The organism is Microbispora sp. H11081 (assembly GCF_012999535.1).
GTDB lineage: Bacteria > Actinomycetota > Actinomycetes > Streptosporangiales > Streptosporangiaceae > Microbispora.
In genome coordinates, this window is sequence record NZ_JABBWV010000020.1 from 25,760 (window position 1) to 42,851 (window position 17,092).

At 69.2% G+C, this 17,092-nt stretch carries 17 protein-coding genes and 1 tRNA gene; 8 read left to right on the top strand and 10 right to left on the bottom strand.

What is annotated here, in order from left to right; genetic code table 11:
• Window positions 1-151 precede the first annotated feature (151 nt).
• Both HHX31_RS31320 and HHX31_RS31325 read left to right on the top strand, forming a co-directional pair.
• The gene (locus HHX31_RS31320; RefSeq protein WP_169953022.1) at window positions 152-1,123 is read left to right on the top strand and encodes an ATP-binding cassette domain-containing protein; all 972 of its coding nucleotides are present in this window, start codon (window positions 152-154) and stop codon (window positions 1,121-1,123) included.
• Window positions 1,120-1,968 (top strand): ABC transporter permease, encoded by an 849-nt coding sequence (locus tag HHX31_RS31325; RefSeq protein ID WP_169953024.1) that lies wholly within the window; start codon window positions 1,120-1,122, stop codon window positions 1,966-1,968. Before HHX31_RS31320 ends, HHX31_RS31325 begins: the two co-directional genes overlap by 4 nt.
• 6 nt (window positions 1,969-1,974) lie before the next feature.
• Here HHX31_RS31325 and HHX31_RS31330 read toward each other — a convergent pair whose 3' ends face one another.
• The 3 genes from HHX31_RS31330 to HHX31_RS31340 form a co-directional block, all read right to left on the bottom strand.
• A complete protein-coding gene (locus HHX31_RS31330; RefSeq protein WP_169953025.1) occupies window positions 1,975-5,085 on the bottom strand; it encodes a BTAD domain-containing putative transcriptional regulator in 3,111 nt (1,036 codons plus the stop codon).
• A 9-nt stretch (window positions 5,086-5,094) separates the two neighbouring features.
• Window positions 5,095-6,105, bottom strand: coding sequence for an AIR synthase related protein (locus HHX31_RS31335; protein WP_169953027.1), 1,011 nt, complete (start codon window positions 6,103-6,105; stop codon window positions 5,095-5,097).
• Between the two features lie 65 nt (window positions 6,106-6,170).
• Window positions 6,171-7,004, bottom strand: a complete 834-nt coding sequence (locus tag HHX31_RS31340; protein ID WP_169953028.1) for an amidohydrolase family protein — start codon at window positions 7,002-7,004, stop codon at window positions 6,171-6,173.
• A gap of 207 nt (window positions 7,005-7,211) precedes the next feature.
• Between HHX31_RS31340 and HHX31_RS31345 the strand changes: the two genes are divergently transcribed.
• The gene (locus HHX31_RS31345; RefSeq protein ID WP_169953030.1) at window positions 7,212-7,790 is read left to right on the top strand and encodes a helix-turn-helix domain-containing protein; all 579 of its coding nucleotides are present in this window, start codon (window positions 7,212-7,214) and stop codon (window positions 7,788-7,790) included.
• A gap of 48 nt (window positions 7,791-7,838) precedes the next feature.
• Complete coding sequence (locus HHX31_RS31350; protein ID WP_169953032.1) at window positions 7,839-8,123, top strand: antibiotic biosynthesis monooxygenase family protein; 285 nt, start codon at window positions 7,839-7,841, stop codon at window positions 8,121-8,123.
• 67 nt (window positions 8,124-8,190) lie between these two features.
• Here the strand turns inward: HHX31_RS31350 and HHX31_RS31355 are convergent, their stop codons facing one another.
• Window positions 8,191-9,978: a bifunctional UDP-sugar hydrolase/5'-nucleotidase gene (locus tag HHX31_RS31355; RefSeq protein ID WP_169953033.1), complete on the bottom strand. Its 1,788-nt coding sequence runs from the start codon at window positions 9,976-9,978 to the stop codon at window positions 8,191-8,193.
• Window positions 9,979-10,108: 130 nt separating this feature from the next.
• On the opposite strand from HHX31_RS31355, the gene mshD reads away from it, so the two are divergent.
• The gene (gene mshD / locus HHX31_RS31360) at window positions 10,109-10,999 is read left to right on the top strand and encodes a mycothiol synthase (RefSeq protein WP_169953035.1); all 891 of its coding nucleotides are present in this window, start codon (window positions 10,109-10,111) and stop codon (window positions 10,997-10,999) included.
• Window positions 11,000-11,054: 55 nt separating this feature from the next.
• Here the strand turns inward: mshD and HHX31_RS31365 are convergent, their stop codons facing one another.
• The 3 genes from HHX31_RS31365 to dcd form a co-directional block, all read right to left on the bottom strand.
• The gene (locus HHX31_RS31365) at window positions 11,055-12,053 is read right to left on the bottom strand and encodes an inorganic phosphate transporter (RefSeq protein WP_169953037.1); all 999 of its coding nucleotides are present in this window, start codon (window positions 12,051-12,053) and stop codon (window positions 11,055-11,057) included.
• Window positions 12,054-12,671: a DUF47 family protein gene (locus HHX31_RS31370; RefSeq protein ID WP_169953039.1), complete on the bottom strand. Its 618-nt coding sequence runs from the start codon at window positions 12,669-12,671 to the stop codon at window positions 12,054-12,056.
• 155 nt (window positions 12,672-12,826) lie between these two features.
• Entirely contained in the window at window positions 12,827-13,402 is a 576-nt protein-coding gene (gene dcd, locus HHX31_RS31375) for a dCTP deaminase (protein WP_169953041.1), read from the bottom strand.
• 120 nt (window positions 13,403-13,522) lie between these two features.
• Between dcd and HHX31_RS31380 the strand changes: the two genes are divergently transcribed.
• Window positions 13,523-13,596: transfer RNA gene (locus HHX31_RS31380), tRNA-Gly, on the top strand.
• A 70-nt stretch (window positions 13,597-13,666) separates the two neighbouring features.
• Here the strand turns inward: HHX31_RS31380 and HHX31_RS31385 are convergent.
• Complete coding sequence (locus HHX31_RS31385; protein WP_211590592.1) at window positions 13,667-14,056, bottom strand: hypothetical protein; 390 nt, start codon at window positions 14,054-14,056, stop codon at window positions 13,667-13,669.
• Window positions 14,057-14,308: 252 nt separating this feature from the next.
• On the opposite strand from HHX31_RS31385, the gene HHX31_RS31390 reads away from it, so the two are divergent.
• On the top strand, window positions 14,309-14,875 hold the full coding sequence (locus HHX31_RS31390; protein WP_169953043.1) for a DUF6461 domain-containing protein: 567 nt from the start codon (window positions 14,309-14,311) through the stop codon (window positions 14,873-14,875).
• Between the two features lie 197 nt (window positions 14,876-15,072).
• Here HHX31_RS31390 and HHX31_RS31395 read toward each other — a convergent pair whose 3' ends face one another.
• On the bottom strand, window positions 15,073-15,498 hold the full coding sequence (locus tag HHX31_RS31395) for a PIN domain-containing protein (RefSeq protein WP_211590593.1): 426 nt from the start codon (window positions 15,496-15,498) through the stop codon (window positions 15,073-15,075).
• The gene (locus HHX31_RS31400) at window positions 15,495-15,740 is read right to left on the bottom strand and encodes a hypothetical protein (protein ID WP_169953045.1); all 246 of its coding nucleotides are present in this window, start codon (window positions 15,738-15,740) and stop codon (window positions 15,495-15,497) included. The genes HHX31_RS31395 and HHX31_RS31400 overlap by 4 nt, the downstream gene beginning before the upstream one ends.
• A 356-nt stretch (window positions 15,741-16,096) precedes the next feature.
• Between HHX31_RS31400 and HHX31_RS31405 the strand changes: the two genes are divergently transcribed.
• Window positions 16,097-16,831 (top strand): alpha/beta hydrolase, encoded by a 735-nt coding sequence (locus HHX31_RS31405; protein ID WP_169953047.1) that lies wholly within the window; start codon window positions 16,097-16,099, stop codon window positions 16,829-16,831.
• Window positions 16,832-17,092: the final 261 nt, after the last annotated feature.

Below are 17,092 nucleotides of genomic sequence, written 5' to 3' on the forward strand. Positions count from 1 at the left end.
GCGCGGTGGACATTCGCGGGTAGCTCGCACGGGGGACAAGCCGTGAAACCGGGGGTCGGGGGTGAAACCGGCGTGAAGCCACGATGAATCCGGCGGCGCGGACGCTTTCTCAAGACGCCGGGACGTTCCCGGCGGAGAAAGGAGACGCGCCATGGCGGACCTCAGTGCCGTCCGGGCCGACGGCCTCGTCAAGGCATTCGGAGACTTCCGGGCCGTGGACGGAGTCGACCTTCACGTACGGCAGGGCGAGATCTTCGGCGTGCTCGGCCCCAACGGAGCGGGCAAGACCACCATGCTCCGGATGCTCGCCACCCTGCTCCCCGTCGACGGCGGCCACGCGGAGATCTTCGGCGTCGACGTACGGCGGGAGCCCCACCGCGTCCGGCAGTTGGTGGGCGTCACCGGCCAGTACGCCTCGGTGGACGAGGACCTGACCGCCAGGGAGAACCTCTGGCTGTTCGGCCGCCTGCAGGGTGTGACAAGCGCCCGGGCCAAGGCCATCGCCGGTGACCTGCTCGAACGCTTCGACCTCCAGGAGGCGGCCGACCGTCCGCTGGCCCAGTTCAGCGGGGGCATGCGCCGCCGGCTCGACCTGGCGTCGAGCCTGATCACCCGCCCACCCCTGATCTTCCTGGACGAGCCCACGACCGGCCTCGACCCGAGAACCCGGGGCCAGATGTGGGACACCATCCGCGACCTGGTCACGGACGGTTCCACGATCCTCCTCACCACCCAGTATCTGGACGAGGCCGACCAGCTCGCCCACCGCGTCGCCGTGATCGACCGGGGCCGCAAGGTCGCCGAGGACACCCCCGACGCGCTGAAGAGCCAGGTCGGCGAATCGACCCTGCAGCTCGGCCTGGCCGAGGGCGCCGACATCGCCCTGGCCGCGGACGTCGTCCGCCGGCTGCTGGGCGAGGATCCGGTGCTGACGCCGGAGTCGGGCCGCGTGAACATCCCGCTCCCCGACCCCGACAGGGCCGCGGACGTGCTGATCGGCCTGCGGGAGGCGGGCCTGCGCATCTCCTCGGTCAGCGTCGCCAAGCCGACGCTCGACGAGGTCTTCCTGGCACTGACCGGCCACGGCGCCGACGACGAATCACAGATGGAGGCGGCCCGATGACCGTGCACACCCTGAACCCGGACACTGCCGACGCCCGGAGCGTCGACCCGTCCGCCCTGGTCGCCCGTACGACGTCCCGGCCCTCGTTGGGGGAGACCCGGGTGCAGACGCTGTCCATGGCGTGGCGGGCCCTGAAGAAGATGCGCCGCAAGCCCGAGCAGTTCTTCGACGTCCTCATCCAGCCTCTGCTGTTCACGGCGATGTTCGCGTTCATCTTCGGCGGCGCGATCTCCGGCAGCGTGTCGGAGTACCTCCCTGTGCTGATCCCCGGCATCCTCGCCCAGACGGCCCTGACCGTCTGCATGGCGACGGGCGTGCAGATGCGCGAGGACATGGACAAGGGGGTCTTCGACCGTTTCAAGTCCCTGCCGATCGCGCGGATCGCCCCCCTCGCCGGGCCGATGATCGCCGACCTGATCCGTTATGGCGTCGCGTCGGTGCTGACGGTCGTCACCGGCCTGCTCATCGGTTATCGCCCCGGCGGCGGCGTGCTCGGCTGCGTCGGCGGCGTCGCGCTCACCGTGATCGCGGGCTGGTCGCTGGCGTGGATCTTCACCTGGCTGGGCACGAAGGCGCGTTCGGCGCAGAGCGTCCAGGGCATCTCGATGATGATCATGTTCCCGCTCACCTTCCTGTCCAACGCCTTCGTCCCCGCCGAGACGCTGCCCGGCTGGCTGGAGGCGTTCGTGAAGGTCAACCCGGTGTCGCACGTCGTCTCCGCGGTGCGCGACCTGTGCAACGACGGCGCCGTGACGGCCGAGGTCGGCTGGGCGGTCATCGGGTGCGCGGCCGTCGTCGCGGTCTTCGCCCCGCTGGCGGTCCGCTCGTACTCCCGCAAGATGTAGCCGGCGTCAGACCACCTGCCGCAGGACGGCGCGAACCTCGGCCAGCAGGCCGGGACCGCGCCGTTCGCCGTACTCGGCCTCGATCCGGGAGATGGCCCCGGGGGCGATCCGTTCGGCGTGCGCGGACAGCAACGACCACTGCAGCGTCGGGACGAACCGGTTGTAGGCGAACCGGTCTGCGAGCACGAGCAGCCGCACCGCCTCCTCGGCGGGCAGCGCCCCCTTGCGCAGGCCCCAGATGCCCAGCCCGGCGAGCACCATCCCCACCAGCGGGTAGTCCCTGAAAGCCTGCTCGGAGTCGAACACGCTCAGGACCTTGGCCCGCAGCGACTCGAAGAGGTCCGCGCCGTCGTCGCCCTCGCCGTACTCCGCGTATGCCGAGACCGCGACGACCTCGCCGACGATCGCCCACATCGTGGAGCCGTCCGGCACGCCCGGCATGCGCAGCTTCCTGAGCGTCTCGGCCGTCTCGCGGTGCCGCCGCAGTCCCTCGGCGATGTCGCCGTCGACGAGGGCCAGCTGGGCCCTGCCGGAGGCGACCGCCAGGACCTCGCCGTAGGTGCCCTGCGAGGCGAGCGTCTCCAGTTCGTCGAGCATCCTCGCGGCCTCGTCGCGGCGGCCCTCGTTGAGCGCCGCCATGGCGAGGGTGGCGCGGATCTGGATGGCGTCCTCCATCGCCCCGAGGCGTTGGAGGACGGGGATCGCCTCGGTGGCATGCCGGGAGGCCGACGCGGAGTCGCCGAGGTGTGCGTGCAGAGAGGCGAGCTGGGCGTGCAGCACCGCCCGGTGCCAGGGACCGCCCTCGTCGCCGACGAGTGCGAGGGCGGCCTGGGCCGCGTCGACGGCGCCGGCCGGGTCGCCGGTGTTCTCCCGGCCGTGGCTCAGCCAGTGCAGCGCGATGCGGCGAGTCAGCGGGTCGGGGTCGGCGGCCAGCGCCACCAGGCCGTGCTCCCCGTCCGACACCATGATGAGCAGTGCGGTCACCAGCGCCCGTACGGCCGGGTTCGCCGAGTCGGCGCCCAGCCCGGACAGCAGCCGCCTCAGCCTCCCGGTCTCGTCGAGGGAGATGACGCTGGTGGTGAACAGCGCGATGCTCAGGGCCAGCCGGGTCCGGTCGAGGAGCGGGGGCGGAGGGGTCCAGTCGCTCAGGGCGGCGGCGACGGCCGGGGTGAGTACGACGGTGCGCGTGTGGTCCCCGCAGATGGTCCAGTAGGCGCCCAGAGCGGAGAACAGCACCACGACCGTCTCCGGGGCCGGGTCGGCGAGTGCCTCGCGCAGGACGTCGGCGAGGTTGGTCTCCTCCGCGCGCAGCCGGTCCATCGCGTCGACCTGCTCCGGCGAGTACAGCCGGGCGCCGTGCCGGTCGGCGTGACCTACGGCCCACGCGCGTACGGCGGCCCGCGCGTCGGCGGTCTCGCCGGCCGACTCCAGCCGCACCCGGCCGAACTCGCGCACCGTCTCCAGCATGCGGTAGCGGACGCCGCCGGCCGTCTCCGCGACGGTGAGCAGGGACTGCTCCACGAGCTCCCCGACGTCGCCGAGAGCGTCGCCGCCGAGGACCTCCTCGGCCGCGTCGAGGGTGAAGCCGTCAGGGAAGGCCGACAGGCGGCGCAGGGCCCGGCGCTCCGGCTCGCCCAGGAGGTTCCAGGACCAGTCGATGACCGCCAGCAGCGTCTGGTGCCGGGAGGGCGCGCTGCGGTCGCCGCCGCGCAGCAGCGCGAACCTGTCCTCCAGCCGCCGGGCGATCTCCGCCGGTGACATCACCCGCACCTTCGCGGCGGCCAGCTCGATCGCGAGCGGCAGGCCGTCCAGCCGGGCCACGACGGCGCGTACGTCGTCCTCGTCGAGGCGCACACCGGGCCGGGCCGCGGTCGCGCGGTCGCGGAACAGCGCGACGGCGTCGCCGATCCCGAGCTGGGGCAGCGGATAGACGTGTTCGGCGGCGATCGCCAGCGGCGAGCGGGTCGTGGTGAGAACGCGCAGCTCCCGTGTGGTGGCGGTCAGATAGGCGACCAGGTCGGCCACCGCCTCCACCAGATGCTCGCAGTTGTCGAGCACAAGCAGCGCAGGGGACGGATCGAGCTGCTGGGCGATCCGGGCGCGGATGTCGGCGCGCTGCCGCGGGGTGAGCGTGCGGCGTCCTGTCACCGAGTCGCGGACGCCGAGCGCCGACCCGACCTCGCTGACCAGGTCCTCGGGCGCGGTCACGCCGACCAGTTCGACGAAGTGCACCACCGGCTGCGGGGCGTCGCGGGCGACGGCGTGGGCGAGCCGGGTCTTGCCGAGCCCGCCGGGACCGAGGATCGAGACCACCCGGGAGGTGGTGAGCAGCGCCCGCACCCGCCGGAGGTCGTCGTCGCGGCCGAGCAGCGGGGTCGTGTCGAACCGCACGCCGGCGCGCACGGGGCTGTCCAGCGCCAGCAGCTCACGATGGACCAGTCGCAGCTCCGGGCCGACGTCGGCGCCGACGCGGTCGCGCAGGCCGGACCGGTAGCGTTCGAAGCGGTCGAGCGCGGCGCCGGTCCCGCGCACCGCGGCCTCGCTGCGCAGCAGGTCGGCGAGCAGCCCTTCGTCCTCGGGGTGTGCGCGCCCGGCCTCCTCGAGCCCGGGCAGGGCGGCGGCGTGGTCGCCGCTCCGGCTCCTGGCCCTGGCGAGCACGACCCGCGCGGCGGCCAGGTCGCGGGCCGCGCGGCGGCGCACCTCGGCCAGCGGACCGCCGCCCTCGGGCGGCAGCGCCCCGGCTCCCAGCGCGAGCGCCTCCTGCGCCGTCGCGGCGGCGGCGGCCGGATCCTCGGCGAGCAGCGCCCGTGCCCGGTCCGTCAGCGCGCGCAGCCGGCCGACGTCGACCAGGTCGGGCGGAACGTCGAGCCGGTAGCCGCCCTCGTGGGTGACCAGCGCCTCCGGTCCCACGACCGATCTGGTCCTGGACACCAGGACCTGCAGCGCCTTCGCCGGATTGACCGGTTCGTCGTCTCCCCACACCTCCGCGACGAGCCGGTCCGCGCTCACGGTCCTGCGCGCGTACGCCAGGGCCGCGAGCAGCGCCTGAGCCCTCTCTCCGACCACCGGCCGCCCGCGCCACCGCACCCCGGCGAGCAGGATCAGGTCGATCGGCATGGCGCAAGTCTAGGGAGTGCCGGTCGAACGCCGCCCGCCGCGATCAGGATCCGCCGGGTCCCGTGCGAGCCGGGTCACCGACTCCCGCTTCAGGTCGAAGACGACCACCGATCCTGATGCGTCGCCCACGCGCACTTCGCCGGTGTCGTCCAGCGTCCCGATCCGCCGCGCCGTGAGGCCGCGCGAGGTGAAGGCCGTGACGCATTCCTCCACCTTCGCGGCCGGTGTCGTCAGCAGGAACGCGAAGCAGGGGAAGCAGGACAACCAGTCTTCGACCGGTGTGCCCGCGGGAACGGGGAGCACGTCCAGGTCGACCAGGACGCCGAGTTTGCGTGCCTCCAGGAGCATGGCCAGCGAGCCGATCATGCCGGCCATGCTCACGTCCTTGGCGGCCACGGCGGCGCCCCGCTCGGCGACCTCGGCCAGGGTGCGCACGTCACCCGCGAGATGCTCGCTCCGCTCCTCGAACGACGGGAAGAACAGGAAGTCGTCCCGCATCTTCCCGTCGAGGCAGCAGGCGAGGACGAGTGCCTGCCCCGGCTCGGCGTGCGTCGCGGAGAGCACCCGGCCGGCGGAGCCGAGCCCGAACGCCGACAGGCTGGGCGGGCCGTCCGTCTCGGTGAGGTGCCCGCCGACGACGGGCACGTCGTACACGTCGGCGGCCCACTTCAGGCCCTCTAGCACGGCCTTGGCGACGTCGCGCGGGCCGGTGAAGGTGTCGACGATCGCCAGGGGCCGGGCTCCCATGGCGGCGAGGTCGTTCACGTTCGCGAGGACGGCGGCGACGCCCGCGCCGTACGGGTCCTTGGCGACGAAGGCGGGCAGCATCGCCTCGCCGCACGCGATCAGGTCGCGGCCACGGTCGTGCACCACGGCGCCGTCGTCACCTGGACCGGCCCACCAGTCCCCGCCGCCGAAGACGTCGGCGACCACTCCGATGGAGGCCTTGGCCGTGACACCCGGCAGGCCGCGGAGACGGCGCGCGAGCGCTTCGAGATCATGAACGCTGTGTGGGGGCACCGGGACTTCTCCACCTCGACTTCACAGGGGGATGCGAGTTCGCTTCGGGGCTGATCACGCTGAGTTCAGCCGTAGAGCCGTTCGTAGTTGTCGTGGAAGACCAGCCCGGTCAGCTCTCCGCCGCCCGTGGCGTCGACCATCCGGGCGTACTCGCCGGCGAACTCGCCCCACGGCTGGTCGGAGGCGAACAGCACGCGGTCGCCGCCGATGCCGCGCCGGTCGATCTCGCGGGCGAGCCAGTGCGGAGCGAAGCCCACCGACCAGGTGAGGTCGGTGTAGACCTTCTTCCCGGCCTCGATCCAGTCGAAGAACCGGTTGCCGATGAGCTTGATGTGGCCGCTCACCCCGCCGCCGAAATGGACGAGGTGGATCGGCGTCTCGTCCGCGTACCGCTCCACGAGCAGGCCGACCTTGTCGATGTCCGAGGCCGCGCCCGGCGAGGTGTGCACGTGGACGACGAGGTTGTTGGCCTTCGCGGCGGCGAACACCTTGTCGAGTTGGGGGCGGCACGCGGGGTCGTCGGCGGACCCCCCGAGCAGGAAGCTGATCTTGAGTGCCTTGACCGCGCTCTCGGAGGCGAGCGCGAGCGCCCTGTCGGTCGGCTCGGCGTCCTGCGGCCGGGGCGAGACCCACAGGGCGGCGCTGATGCGATCGCTCTTGGACGCCGCGTCGAGCACGATCTCGTTGAGCGCGAACGAATGGCTCGGGTCGGGGACCCCGTAGTTGGGCATCACCAACGCCCGCTCGGTGCCCTCCCGGTCCATGTCGGCGATCAGTTCCTCGATCGTGGCACGGGCGTTCACGTCCGGGCTGACCGGGGGGCCGCCGTAGAACGGGAACGCGGGCAGCACGCCGATGTGGCGGTGCGCGTCGATGTGGCGCGACGGTCCCTTCGCCATCACGAGATCCGGGCGCCCAGGAGAGTGGGGATGGTCACGGTCATGGAGGACATGTCGCTCCTTTGTCCTGCTTTGGGCGCTGGGGCTAGCATTGAGTATGCGAAATCATCCGTTCACTATGCTTGACGCAGCTGATCGTCGCCGTCAAGGTGTGGATGGGTACTCGTCGTCGCGTGCGAACCCCGGCCTACGCATCGGAGGCGTGAAGTGAGCGGACGCGTCGCCGCCGTCGTCTCCGGCATCGGCCCCAAGATCAAGGCGCTGCGCACGGGGAAGGGCTATTCGCTGCAGTCGCTCGCGGAGCGGGCGGACGTCTCGGCGGCCACCATCCACAAGATCGAGCAGTCCGGCATGGTGCCGACGATCACCACGCTGCTCAAGATCGCCACGGCCCTTGAGCGGCCCGTCTCCTATTTCGTGGAGGAAGAGGACGCCGACGAGCACCCGACGGTGTTCACTCCGGCGGAGGGCAGACGCCCGATCTTCACCTCACATGCCGGGATCACGCTCGACGGCATCAGCGGGCCTTACGGCGAGTTCCAGGCCGCCGCGGCGGTGGCCACGGTGATCCCGGGGGCGAGCAGCGGTGGCAAGCCGCTGCGGCATGGCGGCGAGGAACTCGTCTACGTGGTGTCGGGCGAACTCGAGTTCCGCGTGGGCGACGTGACGCATGTGCTCAAGCCGGGTGACGCCCTCCACTTCCTCACCCAGCAGGCGCACTTCTGGCGGAACCCCGGCGACGAGAACACCGTGGCGATCTGGATGGCGGTGCGCCCGCACCAGTGAGCGCCCTGCGGGCGCTGTTTTGTCAGTGGCGGCTCCTACGATGACCGCGTGATCATTATCGCGGGCTGGCTGACTGTGGACCCCGACGCCCGGGACGCCTATCTACAGGGCTGTCTCGGTGTGGTCGAGCAGGCGCGCGAGGCCCCCGGCTGCCTCGACTTCGTGCTCGGCGCCGATCTCGCCGACGCCGCGCGAGTCAACGTCTATGAGCGGTGGGAGTCCGAGGAGGCGCTCCACGCCTTCCGGAGATCCGGCCCGGACGACGGGCAGATGGCGATGATCCGCGACGCGCAGGTGCTCCGGTATCGAGTGTCGGAAGCAGGCCCGGCCTGATCGTGAAGACCAAGGCCGGCCCGCCCCGAGGGGCGGGCCGGCGCGTTTCGTCAGCTGACTTGGATGGTCATCGGATGAGGTTGATCCGGCCGGTCGCGGGCGGGGCCACCGGCGAGTGCGCGCCCATGTAGGCGACGAACGCGTCGATGTCCAGCGGGCCGCTCCACAGGTCGGTGCCCTGGGTGAAGACGCTGAAGCCGTCGCCGCCGCCGACGAGGAAGTTGTTGGCGGCCACCCGGATCTGCTGCGCGTCCGTCACCGCGGTTCCGTTGATCTTGATATCGGAGACCCGCGAGCCCACGGCCTTCGTCGTGTCGAAGGTGTAGGTCAGCGACGCGGACGGCTGGAGGATCCGCTGCGTGATGCCGCCCGTCACCGGGTCGACCGTCCAGATCTGCTGCTCCAGCAGCGCCTTGAGCTGGGCCCCGGTGAGCGTGACGACCTGCATGAGGTTGTTGAACGGCTGCACCTGGAAGGCCTCGCCGTACGTCACGACGCCGTCGCCTTCGGAACCGCTCTGCGCGAAGGTCAGGTCGGTGCGTACGCCGCCCGGGTTCATCAGGGCGATCTCCGCGTTGCCGCCGTCCTTCGTCGCCTCGAGTTGCGCGTCCGCGATGAGGTCGCCGAGCGGCGTCTCGCCCACGTTGCTGCCGCGCCCGATGTTGGCCGTGATCTGGCCGATCGGCTTGTTGGCGACGGTCGAGACCCGCTCCTGCCAGGTCTTGATGTACGCCTCGGTGTCGGGGTCCGGGGCGATGGTGCGCGTCACCACGTTGTTCTTGGCGACGACGCTGGAGCGGACGATGTCCTTCGTCTTGTGGTCGACCAGGAAGTCGATCTGCGTGATCGCGCGGCCGAACGACGAGCCCTGGGTGTAGACGCGGTCCTGACCGGCCGGGTCCTTCACCTTGCAGACGTACGCCTGGTGGCTGTGGCCGCTGATGACCAGGTCGATCTGGGGGTCGAGGCCGGTGGCGATGCGCGAGCCGTTGCCGGGGACGACCGGGCACGAGCTGGGGTCCTGGTTCGGGGTGATGTTGTCACCCTCGTGGACCAGTACGATCTGCGCCTTGACGCCGCGCTTGGCGAGCTCCTTCGACACCTTGTTGGCCGCCGCGACCTCCTCGGTGAACTGCAGGCCCTTGATGCCGGCGGCCGTGACGATGTTCGGGGTGGTCTGGGTCACCAGGCCGATGAAGCCGATGTCCACGCCCTTGATCTTCTTGATGAAGTAGGGCGGCAGGGCGTAGTCGCCCTTGCCCTCCTTGACCACGTTCGCCCCGAGGTAGTCGAACTTCGTGCCCTTCCACGTGCCGGCCGGGGAGCAGCCGTCGACCGGGTGGCAGCCGCCGTTCATGATGCGGTTGAGCTCGTCGATGCCCTCGTCGAACTCGTGGTTGCCGGCCGAGGAGGCGGTCAGGCCGAGCTTGTCGAGCAGGGCGACCGTCGGCTCGTCGTGGTAGGCGGCGGACAGCAGCGGCGAGGCGCCGATGAGGTCGCCCGCGGCGACCATGAGGGTGTTCGGGTCGCGGAGCTGCTTGAGGTGGGCGGCCAGGTAGGAGGCGCCGCCCGCGATGGAGTACTTGGCGCCGGCGATGCCGGTCAGCGAGCCGTCGGTGTCGGTGAGCGCGCCATTGGGGTCGAGGATCCGGGAGCTGGACCCGGTCGGCGGTTCGAGGTTGCCGTGGAGATCGTTGATGGTCAGCAACCGTACGGGAACCGAGGGGCCGGGCTTCTTGTCGGGTTTGCCGGGCGGGGGAGGAGGAGCCGCGGCGGCCGTGCCCATCGTGAGGGCCGCGACGCCTACCACGGCGGCGCCGGCGACGGCCAGTCGCGTCAGGGATGCTCGGGTCATGACCCCCGACAGTAGAACGGGGATCTGAGCGGGAAATTGCCCAGAGATAACGATTCGAGGGGCGAACGCATGGCGTCTATTGCCGAAGGCCGGTGCGCCGGTCGCCTGACCTTCACCTATCGTGCCAGACATGGACGTACGCGTGGAGATCACGGAACGGCTCGATGACGAGCAGGCGGCGGCGGTGCTCGCCCTGGCGGAGGCGGCGGCCGAGACCGATGGTGTCGGTGCGCTCAACGAGCATGTGATGCTCCAGGTGCGCCACGGCGCCGAGCCGGGTGCGAGAGCCGTACTGCTGTACGCGGACGGGAACGTCGCGGGCTTCGCCCACCTGGACCCGGCCGACCCCGAGGAGGGGCCGAGCGGCGAGCTCGTGGTGCATCCCGCCTTCCGCCGGCGCGGCCTGGGCCGGCGGCTGCTCGACGCCGCGCTGGAGGCGAGCGGCGGCGGGCTGCGTCTGTGGGCGCACGGCGACCTGCCCGGCGCCGCGCGTCTCGCCGAGAGCGCCGGCCTGGCCCGGGTGCGGTCGCTGTGGCAGATGCGCCGCCCGCTGTCCGAGCCCCTGCCCGCCGCCGCGATCCCCGAGGGCGTACGGCTGCGCGCCTTCGAGCCGGGGCGTGACGAGAAGGCGTGGCTCGCGCTCAACGCCGTGGCCTTCGCCACCCACCCGGAGCAGGGCTCCTGGACGCTGGACGACCTCGAACTGCGGGAGCGCGAGCCCTGGTTCGACCCCGCCGGCTTCTTCCTCGCCGTACGGGGAGACACGCTGGCGGGATTCCACTGGACCAAGGTGCACGACGGCGACGAGCCGATCGGGGAGGTCTACGTGGTGGGGGTCGCGCCCGGCGAGCGCGGCACCGGCCTCGGCCGCGCGCTGACCCTCGCCGGGCTCGCGCATCTGGCCGGGCTCGGCCTCGGTCACGTCATGCTCTACGTGGACGAGGAGAACGCCGCGGCGGTCAGGCTGTACGAGTCGCTCGGGTTCAGCCGGTGGAAGACCGACGTGATGTACCGGCGGTGACGCCGACGGGCCGGTTCCTCTGCCGAGGACCGGCCCGTTTTCGATGAGGGGTTCTCTACCCGAGGATGAAGTTGAGCACGAAGTAGGAGATCGCCGCGACGACGGCCGCGGCCGGGATCGTCAGAACCCACGCGGTCACGATGTTGCCGGCGATGCCCCACCGCACGGCCGACATCCGCTTGGTGGCGCCGACGCCCATGATGGCGGTCGTGATGGTGTGCGTGGTCGAGATCGGCGCGCCGAACCCGATCGCCGCCGTGTAGAGGACACCGGCCGCCGCCGACTCGGCCGCGAAGCCCTGCGGCGGGTCGAGGTGGATGATCCTGCGGCCGAGGGTGCGCATGATGCGCCAGCCGCCGGCGTACGTGCCGAGGGAGATCGCCAGGGCCGACGAGGTGATGACCCATTCGGGGATGCTCGCGTCCTTGGGGACGTACCCTCCGACGACCAGGGCGAGGAAGATCACACCCATTGTCTTCTGCGCGTCCTGCAGGCCGTGGCCGAGGGCCATCCCCGCCGCCGACAGCGTCTGGGCGTACCGGAAGCCCTTACCCGCCTTGTGCGGGTTGGCTCTGCGGAAGATCCACAAGATGGCGATCATGATGAGCGCCCCCAGGAGGAATCCCACGACCGGGGACAGCACCATCGGCAGGACGACCTTCTCCACCACCCCGTCCCATTTCACGGCCTCGGTCGCCGCCAGGGCCGCGCCGATCAGGCCGCCGATGAGCGCGTGGCTGGAGGACGAGGGCAGGCCGAAGTACCAGGTGATGAGGTTCCACGCGATGGCGCCGATCAGCGCCGCACCGACGATGATCAGGCCGTGCTTGCCGTCCGGTGGGGCGATGATCCCTTTGCCCACGGTCGAGGCGACCGACGTGCCCAGATGCGCGCCGATGAAGTTCATGACCGCGGCCATGAGCAGCGCCAGCCGCGGCGTCAGGGCGCGGGTCGAGACGGAGGTGGCGATGGCGTTGGCGGCGTCGTGGAAGCCGTTCGTGTAGTCGAACACCAGCGCGATGACGACTACGCCGATGACAAGCGCGAGCTCCACTTAACTTTCCTTGACCGCGATCGACTCGATCGTGTTCGCGACGTGCTCGAAGGCGTCGGCGGCAAGCTCGAGCTGCTCGATGACCTCGCGCATCTTCATCACGGTCAGCGCGTCGTACTCGCCGCTGAACAGCTTCGCCAGCAGCCTGCGGTAGATCTGGTCGGCCTGGTTCTCGAGCCGGTTGATCTCGATCCAGTACTCGTTGAGGTGCTGCATCGAGCGCAGGCGCGGCATCGCGTCCGCCGTGAGCTCGGCGGCCCTTTCCAGGACCTCCACCTGACGTACGACCTCCTTGGGCAGGTGGTCGATCTGGTAGAGGACGATCAGGTCGGCCGCCGCCTCCATGTAGTCCATCACGTCGTCAAGATTGGACGCGAGGCGGTAGATGTCCTCGCGGTCGAACGGCGTGATGAAGCTCTCGTTGAGCCGGTTCATGATCGCGTGAGTGCGCTCGTCACCCGCGTGTTCGCAGGCACGCATCTTCTCGGCCAGGGCCTCCCGGTCCGAACCGTCGCTGATGATCTCGACCAGCAGACGCGATGCGGTGACGAGGTTGTTCGCCGAGTCGGCGAACAAGTCGTAATAGCTGTCCTCACGGGGCGTGAGACGCAGGCGCACGTCGTTTCTCCAGATGTGCGGGGACGGTCCGCAGAGAAGGGTACGGGTTACCAGTGGAAATGCGAAGTTCAGGCCATGCAAGCCGCTTGTAACCTACTCTTCCCCTTCCCGCTGCCCAGAACGTGGCCCGTGACACACTTGTTGCCTGAGCCGCTTCAGATCTTGGTGCGGTGGAAGTTCAGGAACGACCTACTAGGCGTGGGGCCCCTCTGCCCCTGGTAACGCGAACCGTACCGGTCCGAGCCGTACGGGAACTCGGCGGGTGAGCTGAGCCGGAACATGCAGAGCTGTCCGATCTTCATCCCGGGCCACAGCTTGATCGGCAGCGTGGCGACGTTGGACAGTTCGAGCGTGACGTGCCCCTCGAAGCCGGGATCGATGAAACCGGCCGTCGAGTGCGTCAGCAGGCCCAGCCGGCCCAGGCTCGACTTGCCCTCCAGCCGCGAGGCCACGTCGTCTGGCAGGCTGATCACCTCGTACGTGCTCGCCAGCACGAACTCGCCAGGATGCAGGATGAACGGCTCGTCGCCGTCCGGTTCCACCAGCCGGGTGAGATCGGGCTGCTCGATCGCGGGATCGATGTGCGGGTAGCGATGGTTCTCGAACACGCGGAAGTAGCGGTCCAACCGCACGTCGATGCTGGAAGGCTGGATCATCGCCGGGTCGTACGGGTCGAGCTTCACCCTGCCCGACTCGATCTCGGCACGGATGTCACGATCGGAAAGCAGCACGGATGCAAGGCTAGTGGGCGCCCTGACCGGCGGGCATCGGGGATCTTCGCGTCGGGACTGCAGCAGCACGGCCGGGATCCGCTACAGTAGGGGCAGCGACCGGCTCTCACTGCCGGTCACGCGGGTGTAGTTCAATGGCAGAACATCAGCTTCCCAAGCTGACAGCGCGGGTTCGATTCCCGTCACCCGCTCCATGCTGCAAGGCCAGGTCCGGACTGACCGTAGACCCTGGTTCGCTCTTTGAGTGGTTGGCGAAAGGCCCGGTCAGACAGTCCGTCCTCCGAAGAAGATGACGTCATCTAGGCCATCCACCGCACGGGCGTCTACATCGGAAGGGTCGGCCTTCGAGCGGTTCGCGAGGTCGAGGGCAAGTGAGGCAGCCTCGTCGCTCACGTAACCGAAACGTCGAGCCAGGTGGCCGACACAGAGTCCTACGAGACCGAGTAGAGGACTTCCAGGGGCAAGCTGTCGGCCGAGCTTCATGCACCAGCCTTCCACGAACGCCGGATCCTCATCATGGAGCGCCAAGCCCACCAGCACGTCAGCGGCCTCGCCCTCTGGTGTCGCGTTGTACAGCGCCCCTTCCAACACCGTGGACGCAAAGTCGTGCTCCTCTACAGGAGGGTTGTCGAACAAACGGTGTTCGTATGTCACAGCCGCACGCTATCGCCGCAGACGTAAAGACGAGGATCGCGTGCCAGATGCGTGCCAGAACGGACGCTGATCAGCAGTGAACCACGGGGACTCACGGTCACTCGGCCAGCCTTGACCTGCACCCACATTTTCCCAGCTCAGCTCGGCAAGATCAGTAGCCTATTTCCAAGCTGACAGCGCATGGACCACAGGCGAAGATGTCGGTGCCCTCTGCAATGATCCCGCGATACGCCCCAACGAAAGGCACATGGGATGAGTGGCGCGACGGCGGAAACCTATGAGTGGCTCTACCGGGAGTTCACCGATGACACCCATGACACGTGGCTCTTCGCCACCTTCGTACGGGACTTGTCCCCTCAAGAGGCCCTGCGGCGGATCGGTGTCGCCCCTGGGCCGCTGGGCGACTCCGGATTCGGCATCGCGGCCTACGCGGCTGACGGCGGAATCGTCCTGATCGAATGTGGCTGGGCGGGGATCGTCTACGACATGGCCGGCCCGCTGTCCGTGGGCACGTCCGCAGCCGCAGTTTTCGCCACCATCAAGAACGAAGACTTCGCCTACTGCGTCAATGATCAGTTAGTGACCACGTTCAGCCTGTACTCCTATTCCCTTAGGGAAGGCTCTGACCCTGACCGGCTCCAGAGCGATGTTGAGGACCTTGGCATGAACATCGACGGTGATCAGTTTGGATTCCCCGAGAACCCCATCTCCCGCGCTCTCGCCCTTGCCGAACGCGCCACGGGAGTCCACTTGTCTTCCTCCCGTTACGCCGGCCCCGCCCTGATGGGACCCATCGACCACCTTGCCCCCTACCGGTGATAAGGAAGAGGTCAGAGCCATGATCATGTGCCAGATGCGTGCCAGAACGGACGGCGATCAGCGGTGAATCAGGGAGACTCACGGTCACTCGGCCCGCACTGACCTGCACCCCTGCTTTCCCAGCTCAGCAGGGCAAGATCAGTAGCCTATTCCCAAGCTGACAGCGCGGGTTCGATTCCCGTCACCCGCTCCAAGATCTAAGCGAGCACCTCCGGGAGGAGCCTGAACGCCGCCACATGCCGGGGCCGGATCAGGCCGAAATCGCGCCGGTCGATCGTCGCGATCTGTGTGATTCCCAGACGCTCGGCGATTGCCACCACGGACACATCGGCAGGGTCGAGACGAGCATCTTCGTAAAGCCGGACGAGTTCGGCCATACGTCGTACGTCAGCGGCGAGCAGATCGACCAGCTCGAACTCTTCCGTGACGAGATCAAGGAACTGCGCGTGTACGGCCGATCCCATGTGCCTGTTGATCGTCCAACCGGCCTCGATAAGGACGGTTGAGGGAAGAAGCAACGGCCCTTCCAGCTGTTCAAGGAGTCCCACACACGAGGCATGGTGCTTGTCATCGCGATCGACAACGGCGATCAGCGGCCCTGTGTCCAGGAGCGTAGCGATCACACCGACCGATTGAATCGCTCCGCCAGCAGATCTTCGACCCGTTCTGACAGATCGCCCTCTCCGGATGCGCCGATCCCCGCGATCGACAGTCGGCGACGCCGTACCGGCTCCGACAGATCTTCGTTCGCGGCCTCAGCAAGTTCTGGGTCTGTTTTGACCAACCGCAGCAGCCGGCCCGCCTGGTCCGGCGACAGCCGGTCAACCAGGTGATGAAGCTCCTCATGCGCATGCCCAGCGCTCATCCTCCGAGTCTACGCTTGCGATCTCGCTAGCGTCAGGGACACGGTGGCCGTGCCTGAACCACTCCGAGTTTCAGGAGGCCCTGAAGCAGCATCATCTGCCGGCTGATGGGAGATTCACGACACGATTCCAGCCCTGAGGGAAGTACCCCAGAGCTTCGTGAGCGCGCGGTGCGCATGGTGACCAAACCTGTTGGCGGGCCATGGCGACCACTGCTAGCTTTCCAGTGGCCGTGCGAGAGAACGAGGAGGTGGTACCCGTGAATGCAGTATCGACATGGGTGCTCCCCTCTGGGGTCACGGTCGGGCGATAGGTCGTCCGGGAGCGCCGTTCAAGAGCACTCCCGAAAGGCACGACCATGCGATTCACTTCTGAACGGCGCCTCGATGACGTCGTCCTCGAACGCCAATTCACCCTCGGCGAGATCCCCGGCATCCTGTGGACGCCCGTATCCGCATCCGCACCGGTCCCGCTGATCCTGCTCGGCCACCCACCGCTCGGACTGCGAAAGATGTACCCCCGGCTGGTGGCGCGGGCCCGGCACTGTGCGGCAGAGGGCTTCGCTGCGGCCACCATCGAGCTCCCCGGGAGCGGGGACCGGCCCCGTTGGGCCGCCGCCGAGCAGGCCCGCGCCGACCTGCGCGGGGCTATGGAGGCCGGCAAACCGGTCAGCGACGAGATCATCGACGCCCTTATCCTCCCGCTCGTCGACAAGGCGGTCCCGGAATCGCAGGCCGCCCTGGACGCCCTCCTGGCGCTGCCCGAGATCGGCGGCCCGGTCGGGTACTCCGGCGGAGTGATCTCCATCGGCATCCGGCTTGCGGTGGTCGAGCCGCGCATCGTGGCCGCCGGCTTCTTCGCCGGGAGTTTCGTGCCTCGCACCATGTTCGAGGAGGCCCGACAGGTCACCATTCCGCTGCATGTCCTGCTGCAGTGGGATGACGAAGGGAACGACCGACAGGCGGCCCTGGACCTGTTCGACGCCTTCGGCTCCAAGGAGAAAACACTGCACGCCAACATGGGCGGGCACACGGGCGTCCCGCAGTTTGCTGGGGAGGACGCGGCCGGGTTCTTCGCCCGGCATCTGCGCTAGTGGCGGGCCGTCAAGCCGGGCGCGTCATCACGGACGCGGCGGATACGGGGGGTGATGTCTCATCCTGCTGATGGCCGCAGGGCGTCGCTCCGGGCACGCGTACGGACGACGCCCGGTACGGTGGCTCGCTGAACGGACTGCTCGCGTACCCAGGCTGGGGGATGGGACTCGCCTTGACGCGCGAACGCGCCGCCGCACTGGGCAGCACCTGCGTGATCGGCCCGGCGAGCGGCTGCGGGCCCTTCGTGGAAGCCGTCCTCC